Source organism: Vibrio hepatarius (genome assembly GCF_011806575.1).
GTDB lineage: Bacteria > Pseudomonadota > Gammaproteobacteria > Enterobacterales > Vibrionaceae > Vibrio > Vibrio hepatarius_A.
This window is the reverse complement of record NZ_JAATOO010000001.1, coordinates 56,917-75,071: the sequence shown is the minus strand read 5'-3', so window position 1 is coordinate 75,071 and position 18,155 is coordinate 56,917. Positions and strand designations below refer to the sequence as shown.

The 18,155-nt window shown below is 47.2% G+C and carries 13 protein-coding genes; 9 read left to right on the top strand and 4 right to left on the bottom strand.

Annotated elements, in window-relative coordinates; genetic code table 11:
* Positions 1-7: 7 nt before the first annotated feature.
* Complete coding sequence (locus HCZ42_RS00340; protein ID WP_167418810.1) at positions 8-1,750, bottom strand: DEAD/DEAH box helicase; 1,743 nt, start codon at positions 1,748-1,750, stop codon at positions 8-10.
* A gap of 73 nt (positions 1,751-1,823) precedes the next feature.
* On the opposite strand from HCZ42_RS00340, the gene rsuA reads away from it, so the two are divergent.
* The 3 genes from rsuA to HCZ42_RS00325 all read left to right on the top strand — a co-directional run bounded on the left by rsuA (position 1,824) and on the right by HCZ42_RS00325 (position 4,545).
* Positions 1,824-2,525: a 16S rRNA pseudouridine(516) synthase RsuA gene (gene rsuA, locus HCZ42_RS00335; protein ID WP_167418809.1), complete on the top strand. Its 702-nt coding sequence runs from the start codon at positions 1,824-1,826 to the stop codon at positions 2,523-2,525.
* Between the two features lie 155 nt (positions 2,526-2,680).
* On the top strand, positions 2,681-3,886 hold the full coding sequence (locus HCZ42_RS00330) for a Bcr/CflA family multidrug efflux MFS transporter (protein ID WP_167418808.1): 1,206 nt from the start codon (positions 2,681-2,683) through the stop codon (positions 3,884-3,886).
* Complete coding sequence (locus HCZ42_RS00325) at positions 3,886-4,545, top strand: DUF2913 family protein (RefSeq protein ID WP_167418807.1); 660 nt, start codon at positions 3,886-3,888, stop codon at positions 4,543-4,545. Before HCZ42_RS00330 ends, HCZ42_RS00325 begins: the two co-directional genes overlap by 1 nt.
* An 82-nt stretch (positions 4,546-4,627) precedes the next feature.
* Here HCZ42_RS00325 and HCZ42_RS00320 read toward each other — a convergent pair whose 3' ends face one another.
* Positions 4,628-6,052 carry a DUF2867 domain-containing protein gene (locus HCZ42_RS00320; RefSeq protein WP_167418806.1) on the bottom strand — a complete coding sequence of 475 codons (1,425 nt, stop codon included), beginning with the start codon at positions 6,050-6,052 and terminating at the stop codon, positions 4,628-4,630.
* A 108-nt stretch (positions 6,053-6,160) separates the two neighbouring features.
* On the opposite strand from HCZ42_RS00320, the gene HCZ42_RS00315 reads away from it, so the two are divergent.
* The 5 genes from HCZ42_RS00315 (at position 6,161) to nhaA (ending at position 13,293) form a co-directional block, all read left to right on the top strand.
* Positions 6,161-7,531, top strand: coding sequence for an MATE family efflux transporter (locus HCZ42_RS00315; RefSeq protein ID WP_167418805.1), 1,371 nt, complete (start codon positions 6,161-6,163; stop codon positions 7,529-7,531).
* A gap of 124 nt (positions 7,532-7,655) precedes the next feature.
* A complete protein-coding gene (locus HCZ42_RS00310; protein WP_167418804.1) occupies positions 7,656-8,327 on the top strand; it encodes an ABC transporter ATP-binding protein in 672 nt (223 codons plus the stop codon).
* Positions 8,308-10,761, top strand: a complete 2,454-nt coding sequence (locus HCZ42_RS00305) for an ABC transporter permease (RefSeq protein ID WP_167418803.1) — start codon at positions 8,308-8,310, stop codon at positions 10,759-10,761. The genes HCZ42_RS00310 and HCZ42_RS00305 overlap by 20 nt, the downstream gene beginning before the upstream one ends.
* A gap of 89 nt (positions 10,762-10,850) precedes the next feature.
* Complete coding sequence (locus HCZ42_RS00300; protein WP_254868864.1) at positions 10,851-11,885, top strand: lipocalin-like domain-containing protein; 1,035 nt, start codon at positions 10,851-10,853, stop codon at positions 11,883-11,885.
* 256 nt (positions 11,886-12,141) lie between these two features.
* Positions 12,142-13,293, top strand: coding sequence for a Na+/H+ antiporter NhaA (nhaA, locus tag HCZ42_RS00295; RefSeq protein ID WP_167418801.1), 1,152 nt, complete (start codon positions 12,142-12,144; stop codon positions 13,291-13,293).
* Positions 13,294-13,360: 67 nt separating this feature from the next.
* Here nhaA and HCZ42_RS00290 read toward each other — a convergent pair whose 3' ends face one another.
* Both HCZ42_RS00290 and HCZ42_RS00285 read right to left on the bottom strand, forming a co-directional pair.
* Complete coding sequence (locus tag HCZ42_RS00290) at positions 13,361-13,975, bottom strand: OmpA family protein (RefSeq protein WP_167418800.1); 615 nt, start codon at positions 13,973-13,975, stop codon at positions 13,361-13,363.
* Position 13,976: 1 nt separating this feature from the next.
* Positions 13,977-15,242: a TolC family outer membrane protein gene (locus tag HCZ42_RS00285; protein ID WP_175579351.1), complete on the bottom strand. Its 1,266-nt coding sequence runs from the start codon at positions 15,240-15,242 to the stop codon at positions 13,977-13,979.
* Between the two features lie 334 nt (positions 15,243-15,576).
* Here HCZ42_RS00285 and HCZ42_RS00280 point away from each other — a divergent pair, with 334 nt between their 5' ends.
* Complete coding sequence (locus HCZ42_RS00280; RefSeq protein WP_167418798.1) at positions 15,577-18,063, top strand: VCBS domain-containing protein; 2,487 nt, start codon at positions 15,577-15,579, stop codon at positions 18,061-18,063.
* Positions 18,064-18,155: the final 92 nt, after the last annotated feature.

The window sequence follows — 18,155 nt, the reverse complement described above, 5'->3', positions numbered from 1 at the left end:
AACCTTGTTATCCGCTGGTCAGCTCGTCTTGGAATATTTTATCGCGCATTTTCCAGAATCGACCAACCTTACGTGCAATGACAAACTGTGGCAGTCGAAAACGATGCTGGTTGTTGACCACTTTAGTCGGCGAAGCTTCGTCAAAAGGGCGGTGCTTGTCGGCAAGATGGGGACGAACAAAGTGATCTTTGAAGCGTTGCTTCTGGTTTTTGGTTGTGAGTGGCCAAAACTCGTGTACCTGCGCTTGATTGTCACCAATGTAGGTTACTTTGAGGCTACTTTTGCCTTTCTCGTCTTTATGTACGCTGAGATCCATATCTTTGCATTCGAACACCAGTGCGTCTTTCAGGTTGAGTGCCTCTTTGAGCTTTTTGTCTGGGTCGACCAGAGTAGCGTCGCACTCGTGACAAATACGCGCGGCAATATCGTTGTCCGCTCCGCATTCACCGCAATATTTGGCTCGGAAGCGGTAGTTACAGTGCTCACGCTCTCCGGTTTCGTCATCTTCAAAAAAACCTTGGCATTTGCGGCCGAAGTGCTCAATCAAAAAGCCATTGCTGTCGAGCTTGCCCCAAAAGTTATTGTTAAATCCGCAAGCGGGGCAGGGAATGGTGATAATTTCTGAGTCTGAATCCGGTTTAGGATTGCCGACTTCCGGTTGATACAAATCGTAGCTGTTGCCCGCATAGTCGAGGACTAAACACTCTTCTTTCCCTGGTGAGAGACGCAAACCGCGACCAACGATTTGCTGGTAAAGGCTGATGGATTCTGTCGGGCGTAGGATCGCAATTAAATCAACGTGTGGGGCGTCAAAGCCCGTGGTTAATACTGAAACGTTGACCAAATACTTGATCTTGCGGTCTTTAAAGTCTTGAATGATGCGGTCACGTTCAATTGTGGGTGTATCACCAATGACCAAAGCAGTTTGGCCTTCTGGCAACAATGAGAAAATCTCTTGTGCGTGACGGACGGTGGCCGCAAAGATCATAATGCCTTGTTTGTCTTTGGCGAGGTGAACGATTTGCTCGACAATCTGCGGAGTGGCGCGCTTGGCTTTGTCGATTACCATGTCGAGTTCCGCTTCTTTGTAACGACCAGTAGACGCAGGCGTAAGTTGAGAGAAGTCGTAGCTCAATACTGGGGCGTCCATCATTCGTGCAGGGGTGAGGAATTTCTCATCCAACAGATAGCGAATTGGGAGCTCAAAAATACAGTCACGGAAAAAACGTGGCTCTTCTGTGCGTACCAGTCCACGCGTATGGTATTGGTAGATCCATCCCATGCCGAGACGGTACGGCGTCGCGGTCAAACCGAGCACTTTGATGCCGACATTAAGTTCTTTTAAGTGACTGATGACTTTTTGATAGCTGGTGTTTTTGTTATCAGGTACTCGGTGGCACTCGTCAATGACCAACAAAGAAAACTGATTTTTGAAATCGTCCAGATTACGCACCACAGACTGAACCGAAGCAAACACCACTTGTTGGTCGGTTTCTTTGCGTCCTAATCCTGCCGAATAAATTGCGCCTTTTAAACCATAGCCTTCGTATTTTGCATGGTTTTGTTCAACCAACTCTTTAACGTGCGCAAGCACCAGCACGCGACCTTTGGCGAGGCGCGCTAACTCGGCAATCACCAAGCTTTTTCCTGCGCCAGTAGGCAGTACTAGAACCGCGGGAGAGGAATGCTTACGAAAGTAATGAATAACGGCTTTTACTGAGTCGGCCTGATAGGGACGGAGTGTATACATAAAATGTGTGAAATAGCTCAACTATTTGATTCAGTCGCACTATAATACCTCACCTGACAAAGATGAGGTATTCATGCGTTTAGATAAATATTTGTGTGATGCACTAGGTGCGACACGTAAAGAAGCGACAAAAATCATTAAGAGTGGCGATGTCACTGTCAATGACATCGTACAAAAAAGCGGTTCATACAAGGTAACGGACGAATGTGTCGTTGAGTGGCAAGGTCGAGAAATCGCCAAACCGGGTCCTCGTTACATTATGCTTTTTAAACCTGATGGTTATGTTTGCTCGCATGAAGACGGTTTCAACCATACGGCGTTTGTTTTACTGGATGAAGTGAAAATGGAAGACCTTCATTTCGCAGGTCGTTTAGACGTTGATACAACAGGCTTGGTTTTGATCACTGATGATGGTCAATGGTCTCATCGTATTACGTCACCAAAGCACAAATGTGAGAAAACGTACCGTGTGTGGCTCGCCGACCCAATCGGAGCGGACTACAAACAGAAGTTTGCTGAAGGTATTGAGCTGCGCAATGAGAAAGAAGCGACGTTACCCGCTAAACTGGACATTGTAGACGAAAGCGAAAATGAAGTATTACTGACCATAGTGGAAGGTAAATACCACCAAGTGAAGCGCATGTTTGCCGCGTTAGGTAACAAGGTAGAGCATCTTCACCGTGAACGTATCGGTGCGATTGAGTTAGATGAAGCACTAGAACCGGGTGAATATCGCTATCTAACTCAAGATGAAATTGATTCTGTTTGGAACTAATCATAACCACAGGAAATAGTTTAGTTCCTAATGGGAACTAGTCTTTTTTCATTAATTGAATGAATATAAGCACAAGGCTCGCAGATGCGGGTCTTTTGTTTCTGTTAGTCGGTAGCAAGGAGGCAACTAGTCTAACGCCATCAAGAAGGAGATTTATGTCTAGTTCTGCAATTGAGCAAACCAAAGCTCCGCAAATCACTTTTCTTTTGTTCCTTATTCTGGGAGCCATTGGTGCTCTGACGCCTCTCGCCATTGACATGTATTTGCCGGCGATGCCAGATATCGCACACGATTTAGGCGTGGCAGACGGTGCAGTGCAAATTACCTTAACCGCGTACACCGCAGGTTTTGCTATTGGTCAGCTTCTTCATGGTCCGTTGGCGGACAGTTATGGTCGTAGACCAATCTTGATCCTTGGCGTGTTGTTTTTCGGTATCGCGTCTTTAGTGAGCGCGACAACAACCAGCATTGAAGCGTTAACCTATGTGCGTACGGCGCAAGGTTTTGCGGGTGCCGCTGCGGCTGTCATCATTCAAGCAGTTGTACGTGATATGTTTGACCGTGAAGACTTCGCTCGTACTATGTCGTTCGTCACCTTGGTGATTACTATTGCGCCGCTTGTTGCGCCGATGATCGGTGGTCACTTAGCGATTTGGTTTGGCTGGCGTTCTATCTTCTGGGTATTAGCGATCTTTGCTGCTGTGGTTATCTCGTTAGTTTTTTGGAAAATCCCAGAAACCCTGACCGCAGAAAAGAGGCAACCACTACGCTTTAGAACCACGATTCGAAACTATGCTCGTTTGTGTGCCAACCCTGTTGCGATGGGGCTGATCTTTTCTGGCGCGTTTTCGTTTTCGGGCATGTTTGCTTTCTTAACCGCTGGCTCGTTTGTCTACATTGATATTTACGGTGTCCGTCCAGATCATTTTGGTTATTTGTTTGGTCTTAACATCGTGGCGATGATCATTATGACCAGTGTCAATGGTCGATTGGTGAAGAAAGTCGGTTCACATGCAATGCTGCGATTTGGTTTAGCCGTACAGTTATTCGCCGGTCTAGGGCTTTTCATCACTTGGATGCTTGACCTCGGGCTATGGGGAACGGTACCTTTCGTGGTCTTATTTATCGGCACGTTATCGACGATCGGTAGCAACTCCATGGGACTGCTTCTGAGTGGTTATCCTACTATGGCAGGAACCGCCTCTTCATTGGCGGGTACGCTACGTTTCGGTACGGGGTCGATTATCGGTGCAGTTGTTGCCATGCTGCCAAGCGGTGCCACTTGGCCGATGATTACCGTTATGTCGGCATGTTCGATTTTGTCTGCCGCGTTTTACTGGATATTTGGAAGAAAGGCTTAATGTCTGAATATACAATTGAGATTCAAAAATTAGTTAATGCCGCGCTTGATGAGCTTGCGGCGGAACACAAGTCTGGTAAAGCGGTTAACGCACCAGTTGCGAATAACCATTACTTGGTGCGTTGGGTGACCAAAGCGCTGAAATCACAGCGTTTCCCACGTTGTGTGGTAGATGATTTAACGCGTTGGCAAAAAGCAGGGCGTTCGAAAGGCAACGACGCAGGATTGATGTTCACGTTTCAACGCATCAGTAAGTTCTACGGCGAATTTTTCGCGCAAGACAAACCTGAGCGAATCATAAAAGACAGCGACGTTGAAGCGTTTCTCGATATGATGGAAAACGAAGGTTGGGAAGTTTCAACTTCTGAGCCGTTAGTCGGGTGCGGCAAAGTGCAGCTTTACACTGAAGGACAGAACTCGTTGGGGCTGTGTGCAGACCAATGCGACAGCTGTTTTGATGGTGAGTTGCTGGTTAAACCGATGAGTTGGTTTGTACGTGGGCACCACGCTCAGTTCGTAGAGAAAGCAACTCAAGCGGGCTTTATGGTTCACAAAGTGACAGATTATAAGTCTAATGTTAAGTACCACGGTGAATACCTGATTTATCCTGGTAATCGTGGTCAGCATTTGGCAGAAATTCCGCTCAGCTTTCAGATCTAGTTTCTGGGCATAATATTAAAAAGAGCTTCCATATAAGGAAGCTCTTTTTGCATATAAGGCTTTACTGCTCGTGTTTTCATTGTTATTTGGCTTTTCTAACGATCGCTTTAACCATGCCTTTAAAGATAAACAGGTGAGCGGGCATCATCGCAAACCAATACAACAAGCCGCGTAAACCCTGTGGATGCCACCATGCCGTCACGTTGAGTCGACGTCTGTCGCCCAAATCCTCAATGGTAAATTCCAGTCGTCCGAGTCCCGGTCCTTTCATACCAAATAATAACGATAAAAAGCGCGACTCCTCACAGCGGATGACTTTCCACGAATCGATAAAGTCTCCAACTTTGAGCTCTGGTCCTGGTGGGGAGCGTCTAACGGGCTTACCGCCGCCGAAAAATATATCCAGCCACTCTCGCGTACGCCAAAGTGCATTTGCAAAGAAGTATCCTTCTTTACGACTACCAATTTGTTTTACGACTTGCCACAACTGTTCGTTGCTGGATTGCGTTTCTATGGTTGCGCCAGTCTGCTTAGGATAGTAACCGTATCCCGCTTGCCAACGCTTTAATGCCGCTGGGTCAAAGCCCCAGACTTCACTGCGAACAAAAGTGCCTTCCGCTGCGATACTGTCTTTAACCATATCGCGGAACGAGATAAGTGTTTGCGGGTATTTGGTGCGGATATCTTGTGATTGAGCGATAAAGTCATGCTCTAGCCCTGAAAGCAACGCCGCGCCAATGCTGGATGGTACTGAGGTGACCAAGGCTAACCATTTGGACGCCAACTTTGGTGTCAGCAACGATGTCGAGACGAGAGTAATCGGCTTTTTGACCACTTCACTGATGACTTTAAATTGCTCACGATAACTTAGCGTATCAGGGCCGCCCACTTCATAGAGAGTATGTTCTGTGGGTGTTTCTTCGGCGAGTGAGAGTAAATAGTGATTCAGGTTCTCGAGTGCGATTGGGTTCGCTTTTGAATCCACCCATTTGGGCGTGATAAGAATCGGCATGTTGTAGACAAAATCACGCATGATTTCGAATGCCGCCGAACCTGCGCCAATAATGACGCCAGCACGTAGCTCGGTGATGGGTACATTAGCTTTACGGATGATCTCACCTGTCATTTTACGCGCTTTAAGGTGCTCAGAGTTGGCAGTTTGTGGCTGTAGGGCACTTAAAAAGATAACGTGCTTGACGGAGCTGACTGATAAAGCGTCGCAGAAGTTTTCCGCAAGCGAGAGTTCGTAGTCGAGGAAATCATGGCCATGAGCCATACCATGTACCAGAAAATACACCAGCTCAAATTGTGGGACCAATTCTAACGTTGCTTGCTTATCCGCAAGATCAAGGTAGGTAATCGTGAGGTTAGGGTGGGGCGTTATCCTAGCGGACAGGTAATCAATTTGTCTTGAGGCGGCCGTGACTTGATAGCCTTGTTCGCACAACTGAAATAACAGTTGCGAACCAACGTAGCCAGAAGCCCCTAAAACCAGCACTTTTTTCATCCATGACCTCGGTTATTTTGATGGTTTATATATGCGCCTGATCATATAATGACCAGTCAATTTTTTCCTAATTTTCAGCCTGTTGTCGCTAGAGGTAAGTCGTTCTTTATGATTTCTCAGATCTTATATCACACTCGAGGAGACTTTTTCCGTCGCCTAGTGGCTATTGCGATGCCGATTACGTTGCAAAGTATTATGTTCTCTAGCCGCAGTTTGGTCGATGTTCTCATGCTCGGTCAACTTGGTGAAGCAGAAATCGCGGCAGTGGGTGTGGCAGCGCGTGCGACATTTGTTACGACCATCATGCTAGTGGGTGTTACTACGGGTGGTGCGTTACTTACTGCGCAGTATTGGGGAGCAGGTAATAAACAAGGTGTACGTGAAAGTACGGCGCTGACGTGGTTTGTCGCAAGTTTATTTGCTGGATTGACGGCTTTTCTATTTATTCTTTTCCCAACACAAGTCATGTCGTTGGCGACGGAGTCAGATAACGTTATTCAGCTCGGTGCTGATTATTTGGTGATTACATCGGTAAGTATGTTCGCGGTTGCATGCGTTGCCAGTATGTCGGTCGGCCTGCGTGCGATGCATAAACCAGGCATCAGTACCTTCTTTAGTGGCATTGGTATTCTGTCCAACGTATTTCTTAACTGGATCTTTATTTTCGGTAAGTTCGGCGTGCCGCCAATGGGCATTAAAGGTGCGGCAATTGCGACTGTGTTAAGCGGTGCAATTGAGGTAGGCACCTTGTATGGCTATCTGTATTTCAAAAAGCACTTGCTGGCGTTTAGCTTTGCTGACATTAAAGCAGTACTCGATCTGCATCGAGTGGTGCGTTTTCTTAAACTTTCTCTACCGACAACGTTTAACTTTCTCGCTTGGGCGGGGGGGCTGTTCGCCTACCACGCGATAATGGGACAATCTGGTGTTCAAGGCCTAGCGGCGTTATCGGTGATGACGCCAGTCGAGTCAATCTCGTTGGCATTGTTGATCGGTATGTCTAACGCAGCAGCAGTGTTAGTGGGTAACCAAATTGGCGCTAAGAACTATGAGCAAGTGTACTATCAAGCGATAGGTGTAACAGTACTCAGTCTACTTGTCGGTATTGCTGTCGCGATTGTGTTGTACTTTACCCAAGGTTTGGTTCTCAATGCGTTTAGTGCACTGACCGATGACACTCGCATTCTAGCCGAGAAGTTCATGTTGGTACTGTGCGTGGCGATTATCCTTCGCTCTGTTCCCATGATGACGATCGTCGGTGTGCTCCGTGCAGGCGGTGATGTGAAATTCTGTTTGTACCAAGACCTAGTCGCACAGTGGATGATCGGCATCCCGCTTGCTGCGTTCGCTGCGATTGGGTTGGGTTGGCAGCCAGAATGGATATATATGCTGTTTTTGACCGAAGAAGCGATTAAGTGGGTAGGCTCACTTTATCGTATGAATACGCGCAAATGGATTCGAAATTTGATTGAAAATTAGAACTCGGACGTTAAATTGATGCATTTTGGTGCATATCTTGTGATCTAGTATCCAAAATACTTCCTACTGCCATCGATTTAGTGTAGATTCACAGTCCAAATTTTTATTGTTTGCGAGAGTATTAATGCTTCAACTAACAGACCTGTGTAAAGGCTATCTAGATGGTGATGAATTTCATCCAGTTTTGCAAGGTGCTGAGTTGTCGTTAAGTCAAGGCGAACAAGTCGCTCTGATGGGGGAAAGTGGCTCAGGCAAGAGTACGCTGCTCAACCTTATCGCAGGGTTGGATAAAGTAGATTCTGGTGAGATCCACTTTCCTCATTTTTCTATGCACGATGTCTCGCAGAGCAAACGTACCGTTTATCGTCGCAACAATATCGGTCTTATCTTCCAGCAATTCAATCTGTTACCTACACTGAATGTCGCGGACAATATCCGTTTTTGTCGTCAGCTCAAAGGGCTGCCTGAAGATCACGGCTTGTGGCGACAAATTCTCTCTGCACTTGACCTTATGCCTCTGCTCGGTCGTTATCCTGAAGAAGTATCTGGTGGACAACAACAACGTGCTGCGATTGCGCGTGCTCTGTACATGGAACCAAAGATTCTCCTTGCTGACGAACCGACCGGTAGCCTTGATGAGCGTAATGCAGAAGCAGTAATGAGATTGCTAACCACGTTATCCAAGCAACTAGAATGTACCTTGTTGTTGGTGACTCACAGCCAACGCGTTGCTGACCATATGGAAGGTAAAATCCGTCTGCAAGGAGGGCAGTTGCATGTTATGGCCCGTAGTTAGAGCGCTACTTGGCCACTACAGACGCTACCCATTTCAAATCATTCTTGTCTGGCTTGGTTTGACGTTAGGTGTTTCACTACTTGTTGGTGTTAGTTCGATCAACAGTCATGCTCGTCAAAGTTATGAGCACGGCGAAAAACTGTTCTCCAATCCTCTTCCTTATCGCATCCGTCCGAAACACGCGACCAGTAAAATCCCTCAAGGTTTCTACGTTCAATTACGCCGTGACGGATTCAATCAATGTGCGCCGTTTGAACACTTGCGTATTCGTACTGCCGATGACAGTGACCTGACGTTAGTGGGTATCGACCCAGCTTCAATGCTCAAGTTACAGCCGGGAGCACTACTTAGTGACGCTGCTTCACTAGCACTAATGAAACCGCCATACCCTATACTGGTGAGCCAAGATCTTGCCAAACACAAAAAGTGGCGTAATGGCGATTCAATTGAGTTGGAAGACGGCAGCAAACTCGGCCCTATCGTCGTTGATACGCAAGGGATGCTGAACGGTACTCGTATCCTGGCTGATATCGCGCTGTTAAGAATGTTGGAGAGAAGCTCTGGTATTTCGGTTATCGCGTGTAGCGAGATGCCACCAGAGAAACTGCAGCGATTGAAATCTTACCTTCCCAATGGGATGGAACTTAGCCGCAGTTCACGCAAAGAGCTTGAATCACTCACCCAAGCTTTCCACATCAACTTGAGCGCGATGGGCATGTTGGCGTTTTTGGTTGGCTTATTCATCTTCTATCAAGCAATGTCACTATCGTTGGTGCAGAGACAATTGCTGGTCGGGATTTTAAGACAGATGGGGGTATCAGGCTGGCAATTAACCCAAGCGCTGATGCTCGAGTTGTTCTTCTTGGTACTTGCTAGCTGGCTGTGCGGTAACGCATTTGGTTTGTTCCTTGCGAATCAGCTAATACCATCGGTCTCAGCAAGTTTGAGCGATTTATACAACGCGAATGTTGGGTTGGCCATCGGCTGGCGCTGGGATGCCAGCTTGTACAGCTTAATGTTGACATTAATTGGCGCAGCGGTGGCGTGTGCTTGGCCTTTGGTGCGTTTGCTGCGCTCGCAACCGATTCGACTAACTACGCGCCTTTCATTGGTTCGTTTTGCGGGTACTGAATTTACGATTCAAGCTTTGATTGCATGTGCCTTGTGTGTCGCAGCGATTGCGATTTACCAAGCGCCAAAAACTCAAGAATCTGGCTTTGCGATTATTGCTCTGATGTTATTAAGCGTCGCGCTTTTCACACCGTATATCATTTGGCGTGTATTCGGTATGTTTTCTTACTCATTGCGTTGGGTGAAAGTGCGTTGGTTCTTTGCGGATGCGGCGGCGAGCATGAGCTACCGCGGCGTTGCAACAATGGGCTTCATGCTTGCTATGGCGGCTAATATTGGTGTTGAAACTATGGTTGGCAGCTTCCGCGACACCACTGATAAATGGTTGACTCAGCGCTTAGCGGCAGACTTGTACGTTTATCCAAATACCAGTTCAGCAGGGCGAATCAGCTCTTGGCTAACGAAACAGCCAGAGGTCGAGTCGGTTTGGTGGCGTTGGGAAAAAGAAGTCATGACTTCTAGTGGAGCGCTACAGGTTGTTAGTACGGGTGGCTCTGAAGGTGAGCTTGACGCGCTGACGGTTAAACTGGGTATTCCTAACTACTGGTACCATTTGCATCAATCCAAAGGTGTGATGGTCAGTGAGTCGATGGCACTTAAGTTAGGTATTCGCCCGGGTGACGCGATCGATTTACCGGAAGAGTTAGGTCCGGGTTGGCGAGTGGTTGGCGTCTATTATGATTACGGCAACCCGTATAACCAAGTTCTGTTGTCACACCGTAACTGGCTTTACGCGTATGCCGGCAGCGGAAGTGTGGCACTTGGTGCGGTATTAAGCGACGGCGTGAGTGTGGCGAGTCTCCGGCATCGTATGGAATCTGTGTTCCGAATCGACTCGGACCGGATCTTTGACAATAGTCATATCCACCAGCAAGCATTACGGGTGTTTGACCGTACGTTCTCGATCGCCGATACACTGGGTAACATCACGTTGGTGATCGCGATATTTGGTATCTTCTTCGCTACCGTAGCGGGGGAAGTCTCGCGGCAGAAACACATTTCGTTGCTACGCTGTGTCGGTATGTCTGGTCGAGAGCTGATTTTGATGGGCAGTTTGCAGCTATTCGTCTTTGGTGCAATTTCAATTTTGATTGCGATGCCGCTTGGATTGGCATTGGCGAGGCTGGTTGTTGATATTGTCATCAAACAGTCTTTTGGCTGGACGCTAGAGCTGCAACTAATTCCTTTTGAATACATTAAAACCGCGTCACTTACTATGTTGTCATTGATGATCGCTGGCGCAGTTCCAGTATTGAGAATGGTGAGAAACACGCCGATGAAGTCATTGAGGGATTCGCTGTGATTACCAAGAGCAAATATATCAGAGTCGGTATCTCGGTACTTGCGTTGTGTATTGTTGCTGCACTACTCGTCGCGGTGTATTTCGATAAGCTGCAAAGCGCGTCAGTTGAAGTAGAAATTAACGAGATTAGCGACATACTCACCGCTCAATCTAATCAAGTCTTCGACCCTGTATTACCCGATTCGCCAGTGAGATTACCTGGTGATTTTGCATTCCATAATGCGTTTCAGCACGAGTGGTGGCACTTCTTTGCTAACGTCACTGATGAAAACGGCGAAGAATATGGCGTGCAGTGGAGTTACTTCCGTATTGCATCGAACGACAGCAACATGTCTGGGTGGTTGAGTCCACAGATTTTCGTTTCCCACGTGGTTATATCCAGCAAAGATAAAGTGTGGAGAGAACAGCGTATCGCGCGCGGCGGGATTGGCCAAGCGGGGATGACTAACCAGCCGTTCAGAGTTTGGATCGACAACTGGTACTGGCGTTCATTAGGACGCACACCGTTTCCCGGCCAACTTGTTGCGGCAACAGACACCTTTGCGCTGGAGCTAAAGACTGTAACCCGAGGACCTTATGTCATCCCGGGAGAGCGAGGCTACCAGCAAAAACATGATTTACTGCCAGTGGCGTCTTACAACATTACCGCTCCGTTTTTACGCGTGAAAGGCACGCTAGATCTTGGTGATGGCAAGCATGTATCGGTGACGGGCAATGCTTGGATGAGCAAAGAGTGGGGCAGCGGCTTAATGGCGGAAGGCCAAAAAGGTTGGGATTGGTTTGTACTGCGTCTTGACGATGACAAAACACTTTCGGTAAGTCGATATCGTCATAATCAACAATTGCCTTATATGTTTGCTACACTGTCTACTAATGATGGCAAAGTCTACGAGATTAAATCTGATGAGATTGTCATGGAGCCGATTCAGCCTGAGGCAATGCAAAACGGGAAACAGGTTCCTACGCGTTGGTTTATTCGTATTCCGAAGTACAATATCAATTTAAGTACGCGAGCAATGAACGCTGACCTTTGGCTACCGTTTGTCATCCCCTATTGGGAAGGACCGATTAAAGCAACGGGGAGTCACAGTGCAAAAGGATTCATGCAGTTAACAGGCTATTAACGTAAGACTCGTTTACTGAACATCCACAAAAGCAGTTTCTTTATGCAAAAGGAGCTGCTTTTTTGCATTTAACAAGATATTGCTCGCAGTTGCCTATAATTGGATAAGGAAATTAGAGGACTTTAAAGGGGTTATTATCGGAAATACCGAAGTGAAACATCTAAAGAAGCGATTTTCCCTTCTGATTGGATGTCTATACACTCGGTACTATTCTTTGTTAATCGTTTATTAACATAATAAATAAAAGGACGATATCATGAGTGATATAATTCGCGATTTTTTCAAAATGGAGTCTGCTGGTGGTATTTTGCTAGTGATTGCAGCTGCCATCGCGATGACAATTGCTAACTCACCATTAAACGAGCTTTACCAAAGTGGTCTGCACACTTACGTTTTTGGTATGTCTATTTCGCATTGGATCAATGATGGTCTGATGGCGGTCTTCTTCTTGTTGATTGGTTTGGAAGTAAAACGCGAACTATTAGAGGGTGCGTTAAAGTCAAAAGAAACGGCTATCTTCCCTGCGATTGCAGCGGTAGGTGGTATGTTGGCTCCAGCGCTAATTTACGTTATGTTCAACGCGGGCAACGCTGAAGCGGTCCAAGGTTGGGCAATTCCAGCAGCGACAGACATTGCATTTGCTTTGGGTATCATGGCGCTGCTAGGTAAGCGCGTTCCGACCAGCCTTAAAGTATTCTTGCTCGCATTGGCGATCATCGATGACTTAGGTGTTGTTGTTATCATCGCGCTGTTTTACACCGGTGAACTGTCCACATCCGCATTGGCGGTTGGTTTCGCGATGACAGCGGCGTTGTTTGTACTTAACTCGAAACACATTACCAAGTTGACGCCTTACATGATCGTTGGTTTCATCTTGTGGGTAGCGGTACTGAAATCAGGTGTTCACGCAACTCTGGCAGGTGTGGTCATTGGTTTCTCTATTCCACTGAAAGGGAATGCGGGAGAGCGCTCACCACTGAAACATATGGAGCACGCATTGCATCCGTACGTCGCGTTTTTCATCCTACCTCTGTTCGCATTTGCTAACGCAGGTATCTCGTTGGAAGGCGTTTCAGTTGAAGGTTTGACATCTATGTTGCCACTGGGTATCGCATTAGGTCTATTAATTGGTAAGCCGCTAGGTATCTTCTCATTCAGCTGGGTTGCGGTTAAGTCGGGCGTTGCTAAGTTACCTGAAGGCATTAACTTCAAACATATCTTCGCGGTGTCTGTGTTGTGTGGTATCGGCTTTACCATGTCGATATTCATTTCATCACTAGCGTTTGGCCAAGCCAATGCTCAGTTCGATACTTACGCGCGTCTTGGTATTTTGATGGGGTCGACCACTGCAGCAATTGCCGGCTACATCTTGTTAAGATTATCGCTGCCAAACAAGCAGTCAGCGTAATCCCAACAACAATAATAAAACGCCCCTTCACTTGAAGGGGCGTTTTGCTTTAGAGGGCTTATCGCGTTCATTTCTCAAGAGTGGTAAAGATGGTCCATTCTTCCACGACTTGCTGAGTCAAACCGACTACCGTTGCGGTTACCCGACGGTTTTGTGCATGGGCTGTTTCGTCATCGCCTTCTGCAACCACTCGTGTTTCACCATAACCCACGATCTCAACTCGTTTCGGTTCTATCTCATAAGAGAGCAGCTTATCTTGCACCGCGTGTGCACGCTTTTTCGACAGTTCAAGATTATAGTCAGCTTGACCAACGCGACTGGCATAGCCTTGAATCTGAATCGATGCGGACTCGTACTTTTTGAGGAAGTCGGCCATAGTTTGGATTTGATCGGCAAAGATTGGGTTGATCTCGTAGGAGTCATTGGCAAACAAGATGTGTAGCTGCCTTTGCTCCTCAGCCTTAGTTACTTCACCGCAACCATCATTATCAACTTGCGCCCCTATCGGTGTATCTGCGCAGATATCGCGGGCGTTAACGACGCCATCATTGTCGTCATCTTCTAGGTCAGCGATTTGCTCTGCGACTGGGGTTTCCATGTATTCGTACTCGTCCTCAGCATAGCTTTGAACAGACATTGCAAGAGCTATTGCTGAGAGTGGAATTACATATCCATATTTCATATCAATACTCCACGTTTGCTGTCCAATCTTCTGGGGTGTCGACCAACAGTGCATCTAGCAGGTTACCTGTCGCGTTCATTACGCGGTATTTCGCGTATTGCTCGGCATAATGTGCGTCTAGATAATCTTTACGCGCCTGAAAAAGCTCGTTTTCGGTGTTAAGCAAGTCCAACAAAGTTCGTTGACCAATACGGTATTGCTTCTCGTAGGCAATCACAGTTTCTGATGCCGAGTCTACATGATCTGCGAGGAAGTTCTTTTGTTGCAGGGTGAGATCCAGAGCGCTCCATGATAGTCGCAAGCCTTCTTCAACTTGTCTGAAAGCGTTATCACGTAAGTCTTTTGCTTTGTTGAGTTGGTAAGCGGCTTTTTCAGATAGGTCGCTGTCGCTGCCACCGTTGTAAAGGTTGTAGCGCATGCGCAGCATCGCAAGTGTTTCGTCGCTGCGTCCTTCGTCACCACCGGCATCGTCACGCCAAGTTTGGCTCGCTTCAATCGAGAAGGTTGGGTAGTAATTACCCTTAGATTGTTTGTATTGAAAGCGTGCTGAGTCGACATCGATTCTCGACACTTGAATCACAGGATGTTTATCGAATGCCTCTACTAACGCGTCGGATAACGACAGCGGTAGCTTGGTAATATCTGCTCTTGGATAGTTGAGCCCGAGCGGCTCTTGCCCAACCAAACGTCGAAATTGCGTATGCGTGTCGATTAGGTTGTTTTGCGCGGCGAGTAGATTGCCATGTGCTTTGGCAATCCGCGCCTCGACTTGTGATACGTCAGCTGTCGAGCCAATACCCGATTCAGCGCGGCGTTGAATGTCTTTGTAGATCTTCTTATGTACCGCCAAGTTACTCTCGGACAGTGCTAATACTTCGGTTGCTTTCACTGCGTCCAAATAAACACTGGTCACTTGAAGAGCCAAGTCTGAAGCGTCGGCTAATAGTTGCAGCCGAATCGATTCTGCTTCCGCAGCGGTTCGGTCAATATCGTTTAGGGTGGCAGAACCATCCCACAATAATTGAGTTAAGGTCAGACTGGCTTCTTTCCGTGTTAGGTCGCTGGTATCGCGTCCGGTCGAGTCTGCGGGGTCTATTCGCTCGTAACCTATCCCGGCATCCAAGTCTAGGCTAGGTAAGTAAGCACCACCAGACGCTGAGTGTTCTTGTACCGCGCTTTGGAATTCATTGTACACCGCTTTGATTTCTGGGTTGGTAGCTAAAGTAATCGCGACGGCTTGTTCAAGGGTTTGGCTATGACTGCTCATACTCGCGACCACTACGCAGCTAGCCAATATCGTTCTCTTCAAATTCAAAGTAGCCTCCTTAACTGGAAACAAACCAATTAAAGTCAGGTGAGTAAAAACTTAAAAGGCGAAAACAGTTAAGAAAAGCGTAGCTTATAGAACAAAAAAGTGATCGGAGCTTGTATAGATTTTCCAACCGAACTTATAAAAGTATCAATTTTCGTTAGGACTTTTATGTCATTAACTGGCTGAGGATGACGAATAAAACTAGCTTTATAGTGTGCACAAGTACGCGCTAAGCGAAGACTATTGGTGAAAAGTGGTCTTCGAAATTCATACAATTCGGAAGTGAACTATGAATATGAATACACTTGCGACACTCGCTCTAGCCAATACCACCGTTGTTATCGACATCAATGGACAGATTCGAGAACTGTTACCCGGAGAAGTTCCAGGACCGGGGGAGGTGATCGTTGTACTTGGTCAAGGAGCCACTGCCGCAACAGACACTCAAGCTCAGGTTGTGTCTGAGCAGGGCGCTTTAGTCGCTCTCAATCTCGACAACGAAATTGCGGCTATTTTGGAGCAGATTGAGCAAGGTGCCGACCCAACACAAAATGAAGACCTAGCGACCGCAGCAGGGGAACAAGGTGGTTCGAGTCTAACCAACAGTGGTTCGATTGAGCGAACTGGTGCGGAGACGCTCGCTGCAACCGCTTTTGAAACGGCAGGACTTGAAGCTCAAGGTTTATCTCGAACTCAGAGCGTAACCTTGCTTGAACTGGTCGAGGAAAACGTTACTACCGCACCCATCGAAGAAATTGATACGCCTGTTCGTTCAGATGACGCTGAGATGGACGTGCGAGCTTGCGAAACAGACGAAGATATTCAGTTAAATGGCCAACTAGAATCCGAGTCGGCGTTTGTCAGCCAGTCGAACATTCAAGGGGCTCATGGGACGTTCAACTTAGCAATAGACGGCAGTTGGACATATATGGCTTATGAAGCATTTGACCAGCTCGCGCCGGGTGAAAGCCTACAGGACCAATTTACTGTCTACGATGAAGATGGTGTGGCGACGGTTGTGAATGTTTACATTGACGGCACTAACGATCAACCGGAATTCATGCAATTAAACGATGAAGGGGAGCTGACAGAGACTAAAGCAGAGGCTTACAGCTTTAGTTATGACGAAGATCGCCAAGCAGGGGATAAAGTTGGTCAGGTTGGTTTTGTCGATCCTGACAATCAACAGCACGAATACGAAATCAGCCAAAACGTTCAAGATGGTCAGGGTAACGACTTGTATATGATTGACCCAAATACTGGCGAGATCGGATTAACAGAGTTTGGCGAGCAAGCGTACAGTGATGGCTTTGAGCCGCTGATGCAACAGCACAGCATTGAAGTCACCGTAAAAACACTCGATGTCCCTGACGACCAGATCTTAGGCGATTGTGACGAGCCCCATACGGCGACGGTGAACGTCTATTTTAGTGTCCCTGGCGGAAACAACAATCTTCCACCGGTTGCTGAGTGCTTTGAGATTGATGGGTCTAATCAACCTGTCATTCCGATTAAATTTAACGACGATGAGGATGAAGACCTAGACTACATCTCCGATGTAGAAGATGACCTCGCTGGCGTTCAACTGAGTGTCATGATCACGAGTTTGCCTGAACATGGCGTACTTTTGTATACCGATGAGTTCGGTGAAACTCGTGTGCTGACTGAAGATGACTTGCATGTTCCGGGAAGCGATATTGACGCGAGCAAGCTGCTCAACCCAGACAATATCAGTTACGTTCCTGCGCCAAGTGAAGAGTTTGAAATCGGTTGTAGCGGAGAACTGCCGCACGGTGTCGATGGCTTAATCAACTGGGGTGTGTTTATCAGTGACACCGAGCGCTTGGTGACGCTATCAAATGGCAACACGATAGGCATCAGCATAACCAACAATAATGGCATGCCATTGGTGCACTACTTCGACGGGCCAGATCATTTTGGTTGTGGTCTCGGTGACGCTGACGGAGCCGGACTCAATTCTCCTGAAACGTTGAACATTGACTTAATCAATAACCCGCTTAACGTGGTGTCATTTGGTTTAGACGGTATGGGTGCAGCGTTTAATACTCACAGCAAAGTCGTGGTCGAGGTGACGTTCACTCTGGCGGATGGTACCCAATACGTTGAGCAATACCAGAAAGATGAAGGTGACACGGGGAACGATCAGTTCTTTTATGAGTTCACATTCGAATCACCAGACCCAAACAATCCGATTACCTACATGGAATTCTCTTCTACTGGCGGTAACTGGGTTCTCAACTACATTTCTGGCTTGGAGAACTGCAATGAAGATAGCTTCGACTACATTGCTGTCGACTCTAACCTAGCGGAAAGTGAAGAAGCCAAGGTTACCATCGATATCTCTGATACCTCCGGATATGAAGTGCTGTCGCCAGAGCAAGGTGACGAGATCAATGCGCAGCTCGGTAATCAGCTTATGTTGGGGGACGAGAACGACAACTTGTTTGTTTGGCTCGATTCCACTTTGGATAACGGCACCGATATCGTCGATAACTTTGTCCTTAACAGCGACCAGATCGATTTAAGGGGCATCCTTGATAGTAGCGACGACGTTGCGCTCAGCGATTTGATCGGCAAAGTGTCAGCAACGCTCGATTCGGACAATGGTGACGTTATCTTAACGGTCTCTGATGATGGTAAAGAACAAACCATTGTACTTGAGGGTGTTGCGGAAGCATTCGAAGGTGCGAACCTAATAGAGAACAATGTGTTAGATGATGCGGCTATGCTGGCGCAGGTGCTAAAAACGGATTAGTGGAAAACGCGCCAAACCACTCAAAATAGAGCTGGCCAAAGTGCCAGCTTTTTGATTAATGACTAATTAATTAATAACCAAAGATGAAAAGT

What these genes read in the sequence shown, in the direction of transcription:
- HCZ42_RS00340 (WP_167418810.1), bottom strand. Translation starts at nt 1,750, where the DNA reads ATGTATACACTCCGTCCCTATCAGGCCGACTCAGTAAAAGCCGTTATT.
- rsuA (WP_167418809.1), top strand. Translation starts at nt 1,824, where the DNA reads ATGCGTTTAGATAAATATTTGTGTGATGCACTAGGTGCGACACGTAAA.
- HCZ42_RS00330 (WP_167418808.1), top strand. Translation starts at nt 2,681, where the DNA reads ATGTCTAGTTCTGCAATTGAGCAAACCAAAGCTCCGCAAATCACTTTT.
- HCZ42_RS00325 (WP_167418807.1), top strand. Translation starts at nt 3,886, where the DNA reads ATGTCTGAATATACAATTGAGATTCAAAAATTAGTTAATGCCGCGCTT.
- HCZ42_RS00320 (WP_167418806.1), bottom strand. Translation starts at nt 6,052, where the DNA reads ATGAAAAAAGTGCTGGTTTTAGGGGCTTCTGGCTACGTTGGTTCGCAA.
- HCZ42_RS00315 (WP_167418805.1), top strand. Translation starts at nt 6,161, where the DNA reads ATGATTTCTCAGATCTTATATCACACTCGAGGAGACTTTTTCCGTCGC.
- HCZ42_RS00310 (WP_167418804.1), top strand. Translation starts at nt 7,656, where the DNA reads ATGCTTCAACTAACAGACCTGTGTAAAGGCTATCTAGATGGTGATGAA.
- HCZ42_RS00305 (WP_167418803.1), top strand. Translation starts at nt 8,308, where the DNA reads ATGTTATGGCCCGTAGTTAGAGCGCTACTTGGCCACTACAGACGCTAC.
- nhaA (WP_167418801.1), top strand. Translation starts at nt 12,142, where the DNA reads ATGAGTGATATAATTCGCGATTTTTTCAAAATGGAGTCTGCTGGTGGT.
- HCZ42_RS00290 (WP_167418800.1), bottom strand. Translation starts at nt 13,975, where the DNA reads ATGAAATATGGATATGTAATTCCACTCTCAGCAATAGCTCTTGCAATG.
- HCZ42_RS00285 (WP_175579351.1), bottom strand. Translation starts at nt 15,242, where the DNA reads ATGAGCAGTCATAGCCAAACCCTTGAACAAGCCGTCGCGATTACTTTA.
- HCZ42_RS00280 (WP_167418798.1), top strand. Translation starts at nt 15,577, where the DNA reads ATGAATATGAATACACTTGCGACACTCGCTCTAGCCAATACCACCGTT.